Here is a 17,955-nt window from a genome sequence, read left to right as displayed (position 1 = left end):
TATGAAGAATATTATTCAAGAGATCAAAGAACAAACCCTTATTACCGAACGTGCGCAAAGACAAGAAGCGTTGATTGCGTGTAAATCGCTCCCGCAAGAAGAGCCGCGTCGGGATTTTCTGAAAAAAATCGCGCTTGGTGGTCTTGCACTGGGCGGCTTAGTAAGCCTACCCATGGAAGATACGCTTGCCCACACAACTTCTAGGGTAAATAGAAATTCGGCCCCCTCGGATTTAAAAATAACCGATATGCGCTATTGCGTAACAGGTGTTATGGGGCGTACTGCTATCATTCGGATTGACACCAATCAAGGTATTTATGGCTTGGGAGAAGTGCGCGATGGCGCAGACGAACGTTATGCGCTTTTTTTAAAGAGCAGAATCATTGGCGAAAATCCATGTAATGTTGAAAAGATATTCAGAATGATTAAACAATTTGGTGGAGATTCACGACAAGCGGGAGGTGTTTGTGCCGTAGAGATGGCTCTGTGGGACATTTGTGGAAAAGCATACAACGTACCTGCTTGGCAGTTGTTGGGAGGGTTGTATAGGGATAAAGTAAGATTGTATGCGGATACACCAGAAGCCAGATCCGTAGAAGAACAAAAGAAACTCATCCAGTATAGGATTCAGGAACAGGGTTATACGTGGCTAAAAATGGATGTTTCGATAGGTGAACTTAGAGGAAAACCGGGTACCGTGGTGAATAGTAAATTTTGGGAAAATACACAGGGACGATTAGCGCAATGGGGAGACAACAATTACATGGCCTATGCAAATCGTATGCATCCCTTTACGCAAATTCAGATAACAGATAAAGGTTTGGATGAGCTGGCACAGATCGTAGAAAATGTACGTGGTATGGTTGGTTATGATATTCCCATTTCCACGGATCACTATGGCCATTTCGATTTAAACAACGGTATTCGCTTGGGAAAAGCGCTTGAAAAATATCGATTGGCTTGGTTGGAAGACGTAGTGCCTTGGCAATACACTGAACAATGGAAGGCGATTACAGAGGCAATAGAAACTCCGACGATTACAGGAGAGGATATTTATTTGCTTAGTAACTTTAAGAACCTCATTCATGATCGAGCGGTTGATTTAATTCATCCTGATTTAGCTTCATCAGGAGGGTTACTAGAAACAAAACGAATAGGCGATTATGCGCAAGAATTTGGAATAGGAATGGCCATGCATCAGGCTGGTACACCCATCTCCTTTATGGCGAATGTTCATTGTGCAGCTGCGACCGAAAACTTTTTGTCACTTGAACACCACTCTGTGGATGTTCCGTGGTGGGAGGATTTGGTGAAAACGACAGATGGAAGAAAACTGATTGAGAAAGGCTATGCGAATGTTCCACTCAGTGCACCTGGGCTTGGCATAGAATTGAATGATGAAGTAGTGAAAGAACATTTAATTGAAAAGGATAAGTCTTATTTCGAACCAACACCGCAATGGGACGACCGTAGATCTCATGATCGAACTTGGAGTTAGCGATTTTGTCGAACGGTTGAGTAGATGAATTGTTGATTGGGAATAGAACGGTAGCGATTAAATTACGATACGAACGATGAGCTTTGCTACTCGACCGTTCGATAACAACACGATAAAAAAGTAAATATGTTTTAGGGAGTTCTGGAAAAATTACTGTCTTTATGTTAGAGAGTGTCACATTGGTGAGCAAAGACGCTCCCGAATTTTATGAATGACAATAGAATTATCGTGCTATTGACCCGTAAGATGGCGGGTGAGATTAACGAATTGGAACAGGAAGAGTTAACGGGCTTGTTGGCTGAAAATCCTGAGGCATTGTATTACGAGGAGTTTGTAAAGGAACTGTGGTCAAAAAGTACCGTTTACGATAGTGCGGCAGAAGCATTTTACTTGCGTCATAAGGCAAGACATCAACATACCTTTAATTTTAATAGGCAGGATGACAATGAAAATAAAATAGACAGCGAAAGAGAAAAGAGGCAATCAACAAAAAGAAAATGGATCTTTTACAGCGCTGCGGCTTCCATCATGTTTATTCTCTTTGTTGGTTTTTTCTGGAATAGCTATATGGAAAATAACATTGTTAACGAGAAAATTGAAATTGTGGCTGAAAAGGGGGTGCGTAAGCAATGGGTTTTGCCAGATGGTACTAAAGTGTGGTTAAATGCAGATAGTCGTTTATCCTATAGTGATTTTAAAAACAAGAAACTTCGTTTAGTGAATTTGGAGGGAGAAGCATATTTTGACGTAGCTAAGAATAAAAATAAACCTTTTATAATCAAAACGGAAAAAATATCAATTAGGGTATTGGGCACGGCGTTTAATGTAAAGGCTTATCCGAATGAACAGAAAACCGAAGCCACCTTAATTAAAGGTGCCATCGAGTTGTCCGTAAACGAGCGGCCGAAAGAGCGAATCGTTTTAAAACCATCAGAGAAAATTGCAGTAGTGAACCCTGAAAAGACAGTAGACCCTAAAAAGAAACAAGCAAATTCCTTAATTGTAACGATCGGGAGTTTATCAAGGGTGCATATGGAAGATCGCGAGTATATTCAGGAAACTTCTTGGATCGATAATAAGCTCATCTTTAAAAATGAAACAATGGAGGAACTGATACCGAAATTGGAAAGATGGTATAATGTGAATATTCAAGTAAATGCACCAAAGGTAAAAACCTATCGATATACAGCCAATATTGCAGGAGAAAATATTACACAGTTATTAAATGCAATGCAGTTAATTAAATCATTTCAATATAAAATAGAAGGCAATGAAATAATAATCTATTAGTGTGAGGAGTGATGGGAAGGTGCGCCAACACCTCTTCTTTTCTCCAATGTAGTAAAGGTCCTTGTAGCCGCTACACCAGATTTTTTAACAATAATATCCTATATTATGAAAAGTAAAAGACGCTATGAAAATGTTTTTTCTAGGTGTTTTAGTGTCCGATTTACAATTACTCAAAGAATAGCTCACCTTAAATACTTCGCTCTTTTTCTGAGTCTGCTATTGGTTTATAATGATTTGTGTATCGCAAAGGATTATAACTTGCTGCATGCTTCTTATATCGAAGCAATCATACGAGACGAAAAAGCAAAAACTGATCAGATTGATGTGAAAGTTGATAATGTAACACTAAGATCACTGCTTCCAATATTGGAAAGAAAAGGGAAAGTCCGATTTATGTACAGTGAAGATAATAAAAATTTCGACAAATTGATTAGCATTCAGGTGAAGGATATGTCCATTTTACAAGTGTTAAATATATTATTTGTTGACACGGATTTAGAATATAAAACTTTAGATGGGGGATTAATCGTGATCAAATCCAAAAATAGACAACAAGATATACCGGTAAAAGGACTGGTCAAAGATCAAAACGGACAGGTATTGGCAGGAGTAAGCGTTTTAGTCAAAGGTACCGCAAAAGGAACCAGCACCAATGAAAGTGGAAACTTTACATTAAACGCCCCTGAAAATGCAGTATTAATATTTTCCTTTCTGGGCTATATCGCTAAGGAAGTACCTGCGAATACTAATCAACCTATTCAAATTGTTTTGGAGGAAGAGTCTGCTTCACTTGGAGAAGTTGTGGTAACCGCATTAGGTATTAGTCGAGAAAAAAAATCGTTAAGTTATGCGGTTACCCAGATTGACGGTGAGCAGGTAACCAAGGCTAGAGAAATTAATCTCGGCAACGCGTTAACGGGGCGTGTTGCGGGTGTGAACGCAACGGGGACTTCCACCGGTCCAGGTGGCTCAAGTCGTATTGTGATTAGAGGGAATGGGTCTTTAAATGGTGAAAATCAGCCGCTTATTGTTGTTAATGGTATTCCGATTGATAATTCAAATCTTGGTTCTGCCGGTTCTTATGGAGGAATGGACAGGGGCAATGGACTGTCTAGTATCAATCCAGATGATATCGAATCTATCTCTGTTTTAAAGGGGGGCACAGCGGCAGCGCTATATGGTTCTCGTGCAGCAAATGGCGTTATTTTAATTACTACTAAATCAGGGAAAGGGCAGGAGGGGCTAGGATTGGAATATAACACGACCTTCACCCTTGAAGCACCTAGAAACTTATTGGATTGGCAATATGAATATGGTGCAGGTTCAGGTGGACTGAAACCGGCTTCGCAAGCGGAAGCGATAGCAAATGGACGGATGTCATGGGGAGCTAAATTAGATGGTTCGCAAGTCATACAGCCTGACGGTCAAGAACGCCCTTATACCGCGCAGCGAAATAATATCAAAAACTTTTATAATACAGGTACTACCTTTAGCAATACGCTCGCTTTTAGTGGTGCGAATGAATGGGGAAATTTTCGTCTATCAGCCTCCGATATTAATAATAAAGGTATTGTTCCCAATAACGGCCTTAATATTAAATCGTTCAATTTAAATGTAAATGCAACACTGGCAGAAAAAATAATATTGGAAGGTCGAGCACAATATTCAATAGAGAAAAATGATAACAGGCCCTTTACTGCCGATTTTCAGAAAAACCCGAATGCCGGTACACAAATTATTGCAAACAGTATTGATGTACGAACCTTAGCCCCTGGTTATGATGCGAATGGCTACGAGATGGTATGGAGCGATTATGTATATGCGACCAATCCCTATTTTGCGATTAATAAAATGCGTAATGGCGATACGCGGAATCGATTCATTGGCATGTTGTCCACACGTTACAATATAACCGATTACTTATATGTAAGAGGACGCTTGGGGATTGATCAATATAACTTTGATGCTTTCGACTTATCTGAACCTTCCGGTACTGCATTTAACAATCGTGGGCAAATGAATACCGATCAAAATTTTAAACAGGAGGTAAATGCAGAGGCAATTCTTGGTTATGAGAAGAGTGTCGGCGATTTTTCAATTAATGCCCTTGTTGGCGGTAATCAAATGCGGAATACATCCAAAGGCATTCGTTTGGTCAGTGGTCAATTTAATGTACCTTTTCAGTATTTTATAGGAAACGGGAGCGCCCAAAACTTTACGTTAAATTATGCCAAATTTGGTATAAACTCCTTGTTCGCATCTGCAGATATTGGTTTTAGATCTTACTTATACCTGACGTTAACTGCACGAAAGGACTGGTTTTCGACCTTGGCAAGTGATCAGAACAGCCTACTCTATCCTTCAGTAGGTTTAAGTTACCTGGCATCCGAAGCTTGGAAAGCGATGCCCGACTGGCTTAGTTATTTAAAATTTAGAGCTTCTTGGGCGCAGGTTGGGGGCGGAGCACCCGCTCCTTACGGACTTGATTTAACCTATATGAATGCGCCGCAACAATACGTTACGGGTGCGACACTTATGACCATAAACAGTACGACCATTCCCAACAGACTTAAGCCCTACACCTCTACTACATCGGAAGCCGGTATCGAAACAAGGGTATTTGATAATAAATTGGGACTCGATTTAACGGTATACGATAGAACCACTACGAATGATATTGTGAACGCTTCTGTACCCTATAGTTCGGGATATCAGAGTGTCGCGCTTAATGTAGGAAAAATAAGAAATAGAGGCGTTGAAGTACTGTTTACAGGCGCACCAATGACGGGGAAGAGCTTGCGATGGGATATAACATATAATGTGGCCTATAACAGGAACACGGTATTAAAAATTTCGGAAGATCTGGGTTCGATACAATTACCTGGAGCTACTACAAGAACATTGAATGGTGGTGTGTATCATTTTGAAGGACAGCCTTTCGGTATGTTGGCAGGGAACAGAGCGGCAAGAAATGCGGACGGACTGATTATTTATAATAGCGCCACGGGTATACCACTTCAAGGACCTCTCGAAGTATTAGGACGGGGCGTGCCTCCATTGACGATGGGAATTACCAATACGTTCACCTGGAGAAATTTTAACCTTAATGTATTGATAGACGGAAAATTCGGAGCAAAAGTTTATTCTGCAACCACTGCTTATGGTACACAATACGGCTTGGACAAGCGTACCGTTGCCAATAATGTTCGCGAAACCGGTGTAGCTGTATCGGGTGTAGATCAGCAAGGGAATCCTTATAATGCTTCTGTGAATGCACAGACATATTACTCCACAATTTGGTCTATGTTAACAGATGAATTCGTTACAAGTGCAGATTTCATTAAGCTACGTTCGATTACCTTGGGATATTCATTGCCTGCAAAAGTATTAAACAAAACCCCCTTCAAAACAGCGTCGTTTTCTTTTGTTGCCCGTAACTTATTGTTCATTTATAAAAAGGCTGATAATATCGATCCTGAGGCCAGTTATAACAGTGGTAATGCACAAGGGTTGGAAAATTTTGGTTTACCAACGGTCCGCAATTATGGATTGAATTTAAGTGTGAAATTTTAGAGCTATAATGAAGCTAAGCGTTATGAAACGATTTCAGCGAAATATCCTACCATCGATTATGGCAATCGCTATGTTATTGTCTGCATGTGACAAAGGTTTTGAAGCAATGAATCAAAACCCCAATGCGTTTACGGATCCTGTATTGGGCAATTTATTCACAACCAGTTTAATAAGAACGGCTGGGACTGGTACGCCGGATAGAAATCGAACAAATATTAAATATTTTGCAGGGACAATGCAATATATGGCGTCGTTGGGCATTAATTGGTCAGGCGACAAAAATTATGAAAATAATCAGTTTGGGGATCTTTTTGAAACAATTTATGGAACACATCTAAAAGAACTGCAACAACTGATAGCGGCTATCGAAGAGAAACCCGAACTTGTGAATGAAGGTGCAATGGCCAACATCTGGCGTGTTTTTGTTTTACATCGAGCAACTGATATGTATGGAGATGTTCCTTACACGGAAGCCGGGCAAGGATATATTAGTGGTACATTTAAACCGAGATACGATAAGCAATCAGCTATTTATCCTATGATGCTAGCTTCATTAGAGACTGCTGCGCAGCAGTTAGATCCATCTAAATCAACCTTCGGTAATAATGATGTGTTATACCAGGGCGATGTAGCAAAATGGAAAACCTTTGCTTATTCGCTTATGTTACGGTTAGGAATGCGATTAAGTAATGTAGACCCTGGTCAGTCAAAAAACTGGGTTGAAAAAGCCATAGCAGGAGGGGTTATGACGAATAATGATGATATCGCAAAAATAGAACACGTCGCTGGAAATGAAAACACACAGAATTGGGATGCATTTGAATTGAAACGGGAAAGCTTGCCGGAATCCAATGCAGGTAAAGGGCCGGTGAAGCTAGGAAAAACCTTAATTGATGCTTTAGTCGACAGAGATGATCCGAGACTATCTTTTTATGCAACTTTATGGCAGGGTAATATAGTGGCCGAACAGTCGGCCAGATTGCCTGCCTCAACGAATCCGACTTTACAACAAGGCTTACCGAACGGTTATGATGCAAATACAATCAGAAATGTTTTTCCAGGATTTTCTAATGAGATGTTAGCCGAATTTTCGGAACCTAATACGGGCACGATTGCCAGTTTAAATGCGCCTACTATTATTTTAAGTTATTCGGAAGTAGAATTTCTTCTTGCAGAAGCCGCTTTGAGAGGATGGGGTTCAGGCACCGCCGCTGAACACTATAATAAAGCCATCACCGCTAACATGCAAAGCACTTCCTTATTTCCTATAACCACTTTATATACGGGGCAAAGTATTATTCCTATAACAATAATCAATAGCTATTTAGCGAGAAATCCTTTAGATGAAAGTGCTTCATTTGATAAACAGATGGAGCAGATTTTTACTCAATTTTGGTTAGCTCATTTTATGTATTATGATAATTTTGAAGCTTTTTCCACGTGGCGTCGCACTGGTTATCCGTTATTGGATCCTCCTAATTATCCAGGTAATTTTACTGGAGGAAAGCATTTGGTAAGGTTACGGTACCCTGTTTCTGAAGCTACATTAAACAAAGAAAATTATGATCAAGCCATTGCCGATCAAGGTTCGGATCTATACACTACACCGGTTTGGTGGGATAAATAGGAGGTGAAGGGAAAAAGGGAATTTATATTGGTAATCAAAACTGCCGGATACAAAAAAACATTTATGGAAAAACAGCGAAGAGACTTTATCAAAAAGATTGCCACGATCACCGCTGGCATATCTTTAACGGATGTTGCCAGAGCTTCAATGGCCGTCCCCAAACAGCTTTCTTTACAGAAGGAGTGGATAAAAGATGCCGGTATGGAAATGAGCAATGCTTATTTTTCAGGAATAACGGCAAATCAGCAACTCATTGCATTGGCAAAGCAAATGGATGCCCTTGGCGCTGTTGCGGGTATTAATCCTAGTGTGGCTGATTTAAGGAATGCAAAACCTTGGGAATATCATACGATCGTAGGCGTAAAAGAGGCTTGGAAAAAGCAAGGGTTGAATTTCAATGTGGTGGAAGGTCCTCCATGTCTTGGTGAACAAACAAAATTGGGTTTATCGGGAAGAGATGAAGAGATTGATCGTTTCATTTTGTTTATGAAAAATCTAAAAAGAGCTGGCATAGATATCATTTGTTATAATTGGATGCCTGTCATTAGCTGGGCTAGAACTTCATTCAATCGTCCTGGACGAGGAGGGGCCTTAATGACAGCTTTTGATTACAGTGATCTTAAGAATAAACCGTTGACGAAATATGGTGAGATAAGCAAAGACGTATTATGGGATAACCTAACCTATTTTCTAAAAGCAGTGGTACCAGAGGCAGAAAAAATCCAGATGAAACTGGCCCTTCATCCCGACGATCCACAAGTAGACAGTATTCAAGGAATTTCGCGTATTATGAATACCGTAGAAAGCTTCGACAGGATGTTGAATATAATGCCGAGCGATTGTAACGGAATCACTCTTTGTCAAGGAAATTTTTCATTGATGGGAACAGATATTCCTTCGTTGATCCGCAGATGGGGTAAAGCTGGAAAAATACATTTTGTGCATTTTAGAAATGTTAAAGAATTGAGTGGCGAAATTCCGAGCACGAAGTTTACAGAGACCTTCCATGACGAAGGAGACATTGATATGTATCAAGCGATGAAAGCTTATTATGAGGTAGGATTTAAAGGTCCGATCAGACCTGATCACGTACCGACCATGGCAGGAGAAGAAAATACTTTTCCAGGTTATATGACTTTGGGTAACCTGTTTGCCATTGGTTATATTCGTGCTTTGGCAGAAGCTGTAACCAAAGAAGCAATGCATCAAGCCTAAACGATTTCACATATTAACAAATAAAGTAAATCCTTTTTATGAAAAAAATTATTTTAAACTGCGTCGTACTAATTTTATTAGTCTCCATTAGCTTTGCTCAGCAAGTCGGGTCTTCACCGGAATATATTAGCGCATTGACCTCACAGTGGAAAGGCGAAAGGTATCCGGATGGACGTCCAAAAATTCCCGATAATCTCTTAGAAAGGCTAGCAAAAATATCTATGGAACAAGCCTGGGGGTATTTGAGAAGCCAAAAATACAACAACCAATTTGAGGCCGATTGGGATCTGATTATGTATCTGGATCAGGTTATGGTGGGAAGGGCTGTGACTGCGCAGTATATGCCTGCCAGGCCCGATCTGATTGATCAGATAAAACAACAAGGACTGAAAGAAAAGCGATCTGCCCAAGGCGGGACAAACACCTGGCCCATTGATGTCCTTGTGCCGGGTGATGTGTATGTCGCAGATAGCTATGGTAAAATTATCGATGGAACATTGATTGGTGATATGTTAGGAAATACCATTTATGCCAATTCAAAAAATGGTGTTATATTTTGGGGTGCTGTACGTGATATGGACGGATTAAGTCAAATAAAAGGCTTCAATGTCTGGGCAAAGGGGCAAGACCCTTCATATATTATGGAAATGACTTTAACAACGATTAATGCACCCATTCGAATTGGTAGAGCAACTGTACTCCCCGGAGATGCCGTGCTGGCAAATAAGTATGGAACCATATTCATTCCGTCTCACCTCGTCGAAGATTTAGTACTCAGTTCCGAATTCACGATGTTAAGAGATAGCTTTGGGGCACAACGGTTAAAGGAAAAGAAATATCTTTCCGGACAAATTGATAGTAAATGGACCGAAGACATAAAAAATGATTTTATTAATTGGTTGAAGAATCTATCAGGTGATGAATTACCAATGTCTCGAGAAGAATTAGATGCTTATTTAAAAAATCGCGATTTTTATTAATAACACGCGGGTAATTGACGAAAGGAGAAAGTATGCAACGATACATTGTAATATTGGCCATGGTCTTAATAAGCTGCTCAAATAAATCAAACGAATCGAATATAATGGCCGTTAAAAAGGCCGTAGAGGTTTTCCGTCAAACAATGCTTCACCCCGATCAATCGAAGTTTGAAGCATTGACATCACCTTTGTTAAGCTATGGTCATTCGAATGGTCTGATCGAAGATAGAGAAAACTGTATAGCGTCTATGGTTGATGGGAAGTTTAAATTCTTACAGATTGAATTAACAGAAGAAACAATCGATATAGAGGATAATACGGCCATTGTAAGGCATCATTTTTTTGCCCGAACCCATGATGAAGGTAAGTCGCCCGGAACAGTTAGTTTAAAAGTTCTTCAGGTTTGGCATCTACATAATGGGCATTGGCGTTTATTGAGCAGACAGGCTGTTCGGATATAATGGAGCCATCTTTAAAACATCGACGCAATCGGGTGAAAATCCCGTGTTTATTTTATTTAAATTATAAATACTAATCTAATGATCAAAACACTAGCCCCTTCCCGTTGGTATCGAATTATTCCTATTGTATTTATTACGTACAGCTTAGCTTATCTCGATCGTGCTAACTTCGGTTTTGCCGCTGCAGGCGGTATGGCAGAGGATTTGAAAATTACACCAGGTATTTCCTCTTTATTGGGATCACTCTTTTTTCTCGGCTATTTTTTTTTTCAGATACCAGGGGCACATTATGCTGCCCATAAAAGTGCGAAGAAATTAATTTTCTGGTCGCTAATCTTGTGGGGGATATTGGCAACGGCCACAGGGATGGTTAACAATGTAAACTTACTCATAATAATAAGGTTTATGTTAGGAGTAGTGGAAAGTGCCGTGATGCCATCTATGTTGATTTTATTAAGTCAATGGTTCACAAAAGAAGAACGTTCACGAGCGAATACCTTTTTAATACTGGGAAACCCGGCAACAGTTCTTTGGATGTCTGTTCTCTCAGGATATCTCATTCATGCCTTGGGCTGGCGTTGGATGTTTATTCTACAAGGAGCACCGGCAATTGTTTGGGCGTTCGTCTGGTGGAAAATGATTGATGAAAAGCCAGGTAATGCCAGGTGGTTAAGTGCTGAAGAGAAAGCGGATATCGAGCATCGTTTAATGGAGGAACAACGTGCGATAAAGCCGGTAAAAAACTATTTAGAGGCATTTAGATCGAAGACTGTTATTTTACTATGTCTTCAATACTTCCTATGGAGCATGGGCTTATATGGTTTTGTGATGTGGTTGCCCTCTATCATTAAAGCAGCACCGGATATGGATATTGTAACAACGGGATGGTTATCATCGGTTCCTTACCTGTTGGCGATTATAGCGATGCTTGTTGCTTCCTATGCTTCTGACAAGCGTATGAACAGAAGACTTTTTATATGGCCCTTTTTATTAATAAGTGCGTTGGCTTTTTATGGTTCTTTTCTGATCGGTACCGCTAACTTTTGGTTTTCGTTTTCCTTATTAGTTATTGCGGGAGGAGCTATGTATGCGCCTTACGGGCCGTTTTTTGCGGTGATTACTGAAATTTTGCCTAAGAACGTATCGGGCGGGGCGCTTGGCTTGATTAATAGTATGGGGGCTTTGGGTTCTTTTGTTGGAGCCTATATCGTGGGTTATTTAAATGGGCTTACTCATAGTTTTGGTACCTCCTATCTTCTCATGGCAGGTACGTTGCTATTGTCTTCTATCTTGACGTTGATGGTTGTAAGACCGGGTGGAAACGTTGACAGGCAAGATAATATGCATTAAAAAATATAGCATTGAACGTTTAGTTTATTTGATGGTAAGTCTTACTTTTTGTTTTAAATATTTTTATTTTATTTGTTAGATTAACCTAACTTTCATAGTTTTGTTGTCTGATAAGTAAATAATAGATATATGAAGCAACTATTCCTTTTTTTATTTTTTCTCTCTGCGAGCATGATTTCCAAGGCACAAACCGATGTTGCTGTCCAAGGTCATATTTTCCATCTTGGAATTCCTTTGGAAGGTGCAACGGTAAAAATAGGGGATATGCAGCGTGGAACGGTAAGTGACAGTTCAGGAAAATATGTTTTAAAGGGACTCGTGAATGGAAATTATCGACTTTCAGTTAGTCGTTTAGGTTTTAAGAGTCAAATGAAAGTATTTCAAGTAACGGATCAGCAGAACATTAATTTGGATTTTAGCATGGAGGAAGAAGAAGGTGGATTGGAAGAGGTCGTGATTACAGGTACAATGAAAGAAGTAAATAGGCTCGAAACACCTGTTCCGGTAGAGGTTTACAATCAACATTTTTTTAAAAAGAATCCCACTGCAACGATCTTTGACGCCTTACAAATGGTGAATGGTGTGCGTCCGCAAATAAATTGCAATGTATGTAATACAGGTGATATTCATATTAATGGTTTAGAAGGGCCTTATACCATGGTGCTTATTGATGGTATGCCGATTGTGAGTGGTTTATCAACTGTTTATGGTTTATCGGGTATTCCGTCTTCTCTTATTGAGCGGGTTGAAGTAGTAAAAGGACCTGCTTCTTCTTTATACGGCTCAGAAGCGGTAGGCGGTTTAATTAATATTATTACAAAGAAACCTCAAAATGCGTCTAAGTTGAGTACAGATGTTTTCGCAACCACTTGGGGCGAATATAATGCTGATATTGGCTTCAATCAGCAAATAGGGAAAAGTGCAAATGTATTGACGGGGATCAATTATTTTAATTTTACCAACAGGATAGATCGTAACCATGATGGTTTTACTGATATGACTTTACAAGATAGAATATCTGTATTTCAAAAATGGAATTTTAATAGAAAAGAGAATAGGTTGTTTTCTTTGGCAGGAAGATACCTATATGAAGATAGGTGGGGAGGCCAAACGAATTGGAACAAATCGTTCCGGGGAAGCGATCAAATTTATGGCGAAAGCATTTATACGAAACGATGGGAGATTTTAGGTAACTATCAGTTACCTATAAAAGAAAAAATGTTCTTTATGTTTTCCTATAATGATCATGATCAAAATTCGGTTTATGGAGAAGATTGGTACATGGCCAAACAACGGATAGCCTTTGGTCAACTAACATGGGACAAACAATTAGAATCACATGATTTGCTGGCGGGAGTGGCCGTACGTTATACTTATTATAATGATAACACACCGGCAACGGCTAGAACAGGGACGAATGGAGAGATAATAAATGATGCTAATAAAATAACTATGCCGGGTGTTTTTATCCAGGATGAAATTAAATTAGCTGCGAAGCACAGCTTGTTATTGGGTATGCGCTATGATTATAATTCAGAGCATGGCAATATCTTTACTCCTCGAATGGCTTACAAATGGCGTATCACAGAAAACGATATACTGCGTCTCAATGCAGGGACTGGTTTTCGGGTGGTTAATCTCTTCACGGAAGATCATGCCGCCATAACAGGCGCCCGTGATGTGGAACTTGAAGGGGATTTAAAGCCAGAAAGAAGCATTAATGTGAATTTGAATTATATTAAGAAATTACAACTTGGCGATGGAAATCTACTTAGTTTTGAATCATCCGCTTGGTATACCTATTTCAACAACCGGATCTTGCCGAATTATGATGAAGACCCGAGGAAAATTATTTATAGAAATCTAGATGGTCATGGCGTAACTCGAGGCTTAAGTTTGAATGCGGATCTCGCTATGTATAATGGTCTAAAGTTAACTGTTGGAGGTACCTGGATGAATGTTTTCAATAAAGAAAGAAACGAAGAAGGTATAATGGAAAAATTTCGCCCTATCTTGACCGAAAATTGGACGGCGACCTGGGCTTTGTCTTACCATATCAAAGCACTGAATCTAGGTGTGGATTATACAGGAAATGTATACGGCCCTATGCGTTTAGCCTTATTGAGCGAATTAGACCCACGACCAGCATACGCTCCCGTTTGGAGCATTCAAAATATTCAATTTACCTGGCATGGTGGAACTAATCTAGAGATATATGGAGGAGTTAAAAATTTATTAAACTGGACCATTTCAAAAAGCGTACCTGCCTTGGATAAAGGAGAAGGATCCGGCATCAAATCACCAATTGCACGGTCTTTTGATCCGTTTAATGAAAAGGTGATTTATGGCGAAAATGGCCAGATTATTCCAACACCAGATAACCCTTATGCTTTACAGTTTGACCCTGATGGATATTCTTACGGTCCTAACCAAGGTATAAGAGGTTTTTTAGGGCTGCGGGTGCGGATTTAAGCCGAATGGCTCCAGTGGGTGTTTAGCTGTGTGGTAGGCGATTCCGCTGAGCTATTATTGAGATCCTATAGCTTGACAAATGAGAAAAAGAACTATTTTATGTTTGCTGGTTTGTAGCATCGTGCTAAGGGCTACTGCTTTGGTAGTTCCCTTAGATACGGTGCCATTTGATCAATTAACGGAACTGCAACAAAAACAGAAGCGATTGGTTTTGGTATTAATCGGTACCAACTGGTGCAAATATTGTCAGGCGATGGAGGCCTATCTTAGGACTGATTTGCCAAGGGATGTAGAACAGGGGTATTATTTTCTTAAACTAGATGCTGAACAAAAAGAACCTATAAAATTCAATAAGAATGTATTCAATTATAATCCGAATGGTATCTCAACGGGATTGCATGAACTGGCGCGCTATCTCGGAGCTGATGAAACGGGCAGGATTTCTTTTCCAACCATTTGTATACTAAACGAAAAGAATGAATTACTATTCCGATACGGTGGTTTTCTCCGAAGAAAGGAACTCTATCGTATTATGATGGAAATTCTATCTAAGTAATACTGACCACATGTATACGGTCGGAAATTTTAGCGCTTTCTAGTGTATTAAAGGCTATCTAAACTTCGTATTTTCCGGTATGCATATCGTTCCTTGATAAGGATTTGGGGTTAAGTTCTGTCTGCGTCTATTGAAATAGGGGAATATGGGTAGCAAAAACCGAACAACAGCTTGTTGCTATTTTAGAAAAATAGCAACGGATTATTAACAATATTTCGGATGTTATTTTTAAATCTGTTCATGTGTTTTATTTGTACTAAATCTAAATAAATGTATATTTGCTGAAACCTTCGTTGATTAACCGAGGCATATCGAAAAATAAAAACGAATAAAAATTCATGAAAACTTTAAAATTTACCTTATTAGTATGCTTATGCATCTTCACCGGTATGCAGGTGCAGGCACATGCTTTATGGATTGAAACACCCACGAATGGAAAGTTGGGGACTGCGCATGATGTTAAAATTTTTTATGGAGAATTTGCGCTTAATGAACGTGATGCTCCGGAAAAATGGTATTCAGATGTGAAAGACTTTACGCTTTGGTTGGTAACTCCGGATGGGAAGAAAACGCAACTTACAACAATTGCGGGGCCATCACATTATAGCAGCAGTTTTACTCCTGAAACAGAAGGAGTATACACCTTGATGGTAAGTCATGAGGCCGCCGAATTGGGAGGAACAACGAAATACCATTTTGTTTCTTCTGCTTATGTAAGCATTGGCAAGTCTAGTAAGGTAAATGCCGATTTAAATGAAAATGGTTTAAAGCTGTATGTTGACAATCACGAAATTTTTGCAAAAAATAAGTCGGTTAAATTGCTCGCGTATTTGAATGGCAAACCTCTTGCGAACAAACCAGTGACCGTAGCTTCTCCCGAAGGGTGGTCAAAAGAAGTAATGACAGACGAAAATGGCGCGCTAAGCTTTCAACCTTTATGGTCGGGCCGTTATGTTGCAGAAGTGCAGAATTTTGAAAAAATAAGTGGAAATCACAATGGTAAAGATTTTGATGCTGCTTGGGTTGGATCAACTTTTTCCTTTGAAGTAAAATAATGTATAAACGCAGGTGTTCTGAGGTATGCAACACCTGCGTTTTTTGCTAGAGAACATATTCTATTAATCCGGCTTCTCTTAAGTCTTTCCAGAAACTTGCCTGAATAGATTCATTTATCAGCATCCTATTACGTTCTACATGGTGCGGTTTGGAGGTATTTAGTGCAATACTATCAATACCGGGTATTCGCAAACCGAAGTGAACACAAACAGCAGCAGGTTGAAGTTTGTGCTTTTTACAGAGATCGAAAAAAAGTGCTCGCCATTGATGCAACTTTCGTCCCTCTTCCGATGCTTTATCTACGTAACAGTAATTGTAATAGTCACTACCTATTAAAAAACCACCATTGAATACAGCAGAGTTAATAACATGAATACCCTTATGGTGTAGATCCAAAATAAAATTCCTTAACTCCTTTGGATGATGGTGAACCGTCAAACTATTGGCAATCATCACCCAGTCGAGCCTAATAAATGGACTAATTCGCTGAATAACCCGCCAGTTTTTTGCCCCGATACCTACTGAATGAACTTCCCCTTTTGCCTTGAGCTCATTCAGTGCTTCATAAGCCTGCAATATTTTCTTAAAACGATGTTCCTCATCTTTGATACTGTCAGCAGCCGCTAGATACTCATCTGGATCGTGCACAGAAACCATTTGCGGTATAAAACCTCCAAGTAGGTCGTTGCCTTGATAAAAGCATTCCAATATGCCTTGGTGGCTTATTTTTTGTATGGCATCGTGTTGAATATCCTTCCACACACCCTTCTCAAAATGAGGTTCGTCGCCTTCTGCCAAAGGGACCCGATACCATCCGAGTTTATTACTGATCAGTATCTCTTCATTTTTCAGATCAAGTTGTTTTAAGCTTTGCCCGAGTGTTTCTAAGGCTAGGCCAGCACCGTATTTTCCGGCACAATCAAATACAGGGATTCCCTCAGACTGTTGGATACAAGATTTAACAATTTCGTGTTTTGTTGCAAAATCCAGTGCTTCATAGAGGTTGCCCAAGCTACTCGTGCCGTAGATGAGACGTGGTAATTTAAACATAGTATGCGGCAGAATAAATGTGATGTATACGTTTACAAATTATGTCCATTTTAATCGTATTTTATTAAGGTTTTTTAACATTTGTTTACGAGATTTTGTCTTAATTTGAAACAATTCATTTCTTTTTTCTTGATTTTTTATCGTTCAAATGTTTAGTTTTTGACTAAAAAAGCTATAATTTAGCTCCAGTTGATTGAGCTAAGAATAAACCTAATTCATGTTGTTACCAAAACTAGAGAACGAACATGCTTTATTGCAAAGGATTGCAAAAAATGATGAACAGGCTTTTAAATATTTGTTCTCTATATATCATCATGAATTGGGTGCTTTCATCCACTCGCTCTTGAATGATCGGGAAAGTACGCTTGAGATTGTGCAAGATATTTTTTTAAAGATCTGGCTCCAGAGAGCTAAACTTCCTGACATTGGCAATTTTACCTCTTATTTATTTATCATTACCCGAAACTATACATTAAATAAAATACGGCAGATTACTCAAGAGCAGAAAAAGTATAAACATTACCTAAATAATCTGGAAAACGAAGTGCTATTTGAGGTCGATCATCAAAATAATCGATATGAAGTGCTTGACAAGGCGTTGAGTAAGTTGCCTCCCCAACAACAACGGGTATTTGCCCTCAGGCAACAAGGGCTTAAAAACCCTGAAATAGCACGGACCTTAAATATTTCCACTGCTTCCGTTGCTAAGTATCAGCAACTGGCCATGCATGCCTTGGCCGAATTTGTCAAAGCCTATCACTTGGTTTTACCCTTTGTATGGTTTTTTTTCACTTTTTAATGTTTGATATTTCCTCACTTACTTAGGT

General features: G+C 39.4%; 13 protein-coding genes. 12 read left to right on the top strand and 1 reads right to left on the bottom strand.

Features of this window, described 5'->3' with window-relative positions:
• The first annotated feature begins 1 nt into the window (after position 1).
• The 11 genes from RYH73_RS14035 to RYH73_RS13985 all read left to right on the top strand — a co-directional run bounded on the left by RYH73_RS14035 (position 2) and on the right by RYH73_RS13985 (position 16,077).
• A complete protein-coding gene (locus RYH73_RS14035; protein ID WP_335314069.1) occupies positions 2 to 1,498 on the top strand; it encodes a mandelate racemase/muconate lactonizing enzyme family protein in 1,497 nt (498 codons plus the stop codon).
• A 207-nt stretch (positions 1,499 to 1,705) separates the two neighbouring features.
• On the top strand, positions 1,706 to 2,788 hold the full coding sequence (locus tag RYH73_RS14030) for a FecR family protein (protein ID WP_335314068.1): 1,083 nt from the start codon (positions 1,706 to 1,708) through the stop codon (positions 2,786 to 2,788).
• A 105-nt stretch (positions 2,789 to 2,893) separates the two neighbouring features.
• Positions 2,894 to 6,361, top strand: a complete 3,468-nt coding sequence (locus RYH73_RS14025) for a SusC/RagA family TonB-linked outer membrane protein (RefSeq protein ID WP_335314067.1) — start codon at positions 2,894 to 2,896, stop codon at positions 6,359 to 6,361.
• Between the two features lie 22 nt (positions 6,362 to 6,383).
• On the top strand, positions 6,384 to 7,988 hold the full coding sequence (locus RYH73_RS14020) for a SusD/RagB family nutrient-binding outer membrane lipoprotein (protein WP_335314066.1): 1,605 nt from the start codon (positions 6,384 to 6,386) through the stop codon (positions 7,986 to 7,988).
• Between the two features lie 63 nt (positions 7,989 to 8,051).
• A complete protein-coding gene (locus tag RYH73_RS14015) occupies positions 8,052 to 9,203 on the top strand; it encodes a mannonate dehydratase (RefSeq protein WP_335314065.1) in 1,152 nt (383 codons plus the stop codon).
• A 38-nt stretch (positions 9,204 to 9,241) separates the two neighbouring features.
• Positions 9,242 to 10,183 carry an RraA family protein gene (locus RYH73_RS14010; protein WP_335314064.1) on the top strand — a complete coding sequence of 314 codons (942 nt, stop codon included), beginning with the start codon at positions 9,242 to 9,244 and terminating at the stop codon, positions 10,181 to 10,183.
• Positions 10,184 to 10,215: 32 nt separating this feature from the next.
• Positions 10,216 to 10,644, top strand: a complete 429-nt coding sequence (locus tag RYH73_RS14005) for a nuclear transport factor 2 family protein (protein ID WP_335314063.1) — start codon at positions 10,216 to 10,218, stop codon at positions 10,642 to 10,644.
• Positions 10,645 to 10,722: 78 nt separating this feature from the next.
• Complete coding sequence (locus RYH73_RS14000) at positions 10,723 to 11,994, top strand: MFS transporter (RefSeq protein ID WP_335314062.1); 1,272 nt, start codon at positions 10,723 to 10,725, stop codon at positions 11,992 to 11,994.
• A 129-nt stretch (positions 11,995 to 12,123) separates the two neighbouring features.
• The gene (locus tag RYH73_RS13995) at positions 12,124 to 14,466 is read left to right on the top strand and encodes a TonB-dependent receptor (RefSeq protein ID WP_335314061.1); all 2,343 of its coding nucleotides are present in this window, start codon (positions 12,124 to 12,126) and stop codon (positions 14,464 to 14,466) included.
• A gap of 79 nt (positions 14,467 to 14,545) precedes the next feature.
• Positions 14,546 to 15,022: a thioredoxin family protein gene (locus RYH73_RS13990; RefSeq protein WP_335314060.1), complete on the top strand. Its 477-nt coding sequence runs from the start codon at positions 14,546 to 14,548 to the stop codon at positions 15,020 to 15,022.
• A gap of 338 nt (positions 15,023 to 15,360) precedes the next feature.
• On the top strand, positions 15,361 to 16,077 hold the full coding sequence (locus tag RYH73_RS13985; protein WP_335314059.1) for a DUF4198 domain-containing protein: 717 nt from the start codon (positions 15,361 to 15,363) through the stop codon (positions 16,075 to 16,077).
• Positions 16,078 to 16,123: 46 nt separating this feature from the next.
• Here RYH73_RS13985 and RYH73_RS13980 read toward each other — a convergent pair whose 3' ends face one another.
• Positions 16,124 to 17,128, bottom strand: a complete 1,005-nt coding sequence (locus RYH73_RS13980; protein WP_335314058.1) for an aldo/keto reductase — start codon at positions 17,126 to 17,128, stop codon at positions 16,124 to 16,126.
• A gap of 217 nt (positions 17,129 to 17,345) precedes the next feature.
• Here RYH73_RS13980 and RYH73_RS13975 point away from each other — a divergent pair, with 217 nt between their 5' ends.
• A complete protein-coding gene (locus RYH73_RS13975) occupies positions 17,346 to 17,927 on the top strand; it encodes an RNA polymerase sigma factor (protein ID WP_335314057.1) in 582 nt (193 codons plus the stop codon).
• Positions 17,928 to 17,955: the final 28 nt, after the last annotated feature.

The organism is Olivibacter sp. CPCC 100613 (genome assembly GCF_036959255.1).
Taxonomy (GTDB): Bacteria; Bacteroidota; Bacteroidia; order Sphingobacteriales; family Sphingobacteriaceae; genus Olivibacter.
This window is presented reverse-complemented; position numbering and strand designations above follow the sequence as displayed.

What these genes read in the sequence shown, in the direction of transcription:
- RYH73_RS13990 (WP_335314060.1), top strand. Translation starts at nt 14,546, where the DNA reads ATGAGAAAAAGAACTATTTTATGTTTGCTGGTTTGTAGCATCGTGCTA.
- RYH73_RS13995 (WP_335314061.1), top strand. Translation starts at nt 12,124, where the DNA reads ATGAAGCAACTATTCCTTTTTTTATTTTTTCTCTCTGCGAGCATGATT.
- RYH73_RS14030 (WP_335314068.1), top strand. Translation starts at nt 1,706, where the DNA reads ATGAATGACAATAGAATTATCGTGCTATTGACCCGTAAGATGGCGGGT.
- RYH73_RS13985 (WP_335314059.1), top strand. Translation starts at nt 15,361, where the DNA reads ATGAAAACTTTAAAATTTACCTTATTAGTATGCTTATGCATCTTCACC.
- RYH73_RS13975 (WP_335314057.1), top strand. Translation starts at nt 17,346, where the DNA reads ATGTTGTTACCAAAACTAGAGAACGAACATGCTTTATTGCAAAGGATT.
- RYH73_RS14015 (WP_335314065.1), top strand. Translation starts at nt 8,052, where the DNA reads ATGGAAAAACAGCGAAGAGACTTTATCAAAAAGATTGCCACGATCACC.
- RYH73_RS14010 (WP_335314064.1), top strand. Translation starts at nt 9,242, where the DNA reads ATGAAAAAAATTATTTTAAACTGCGTCGTACTAATTTTATTAGTCTCC.
- RYH73_RS14000 (WP_335314062.1), top strand. Translation starts at nt 10,723, where the DNA reads ATGATCAAAACACTAGCCCCTTCCCGTTGGTATCGAATTATTCCTATT.
- RYH73_RS14035 (WP_335314069.1), top strand. Translation starts at nt 2, where the DNA reads ATGAAGAATATTATTCAAGAGATCAAAGAACAAACCCTTATTACCGAA.
- RYH73_RS13980 (WP_335314058.1), bottom strand. Translation starts at nt 17,128, where the DNA reads ATGTTTAAATTACCACGTCTCATCTACGGCACGAGTAGCTTGGGCAAC.
- RYH73_RS14025 (WP_335314067.1), top strand. Translation starts at nt 2,894, where the DNA reads ATGAAAAGTAAAAGACGCTATGAAAATGTTTTTTCTAGGTGTTTTAGT.
- RYH73_RS14020 (WP_335314066.1), top strand. Translation starts at nt 6,384, where the DNA reads ATGAAACGATTTCAGCGAAATATCCTACCATCGATTATGGCAATCGCT.
- RYH73_RS14005 (WP_335314063.1), top strand. Translation starts at nt 10,216, where the DNA reads ATGCAACGATACATTGTAATATTGGCCATGGTCTTAATAAGCTGCTCA.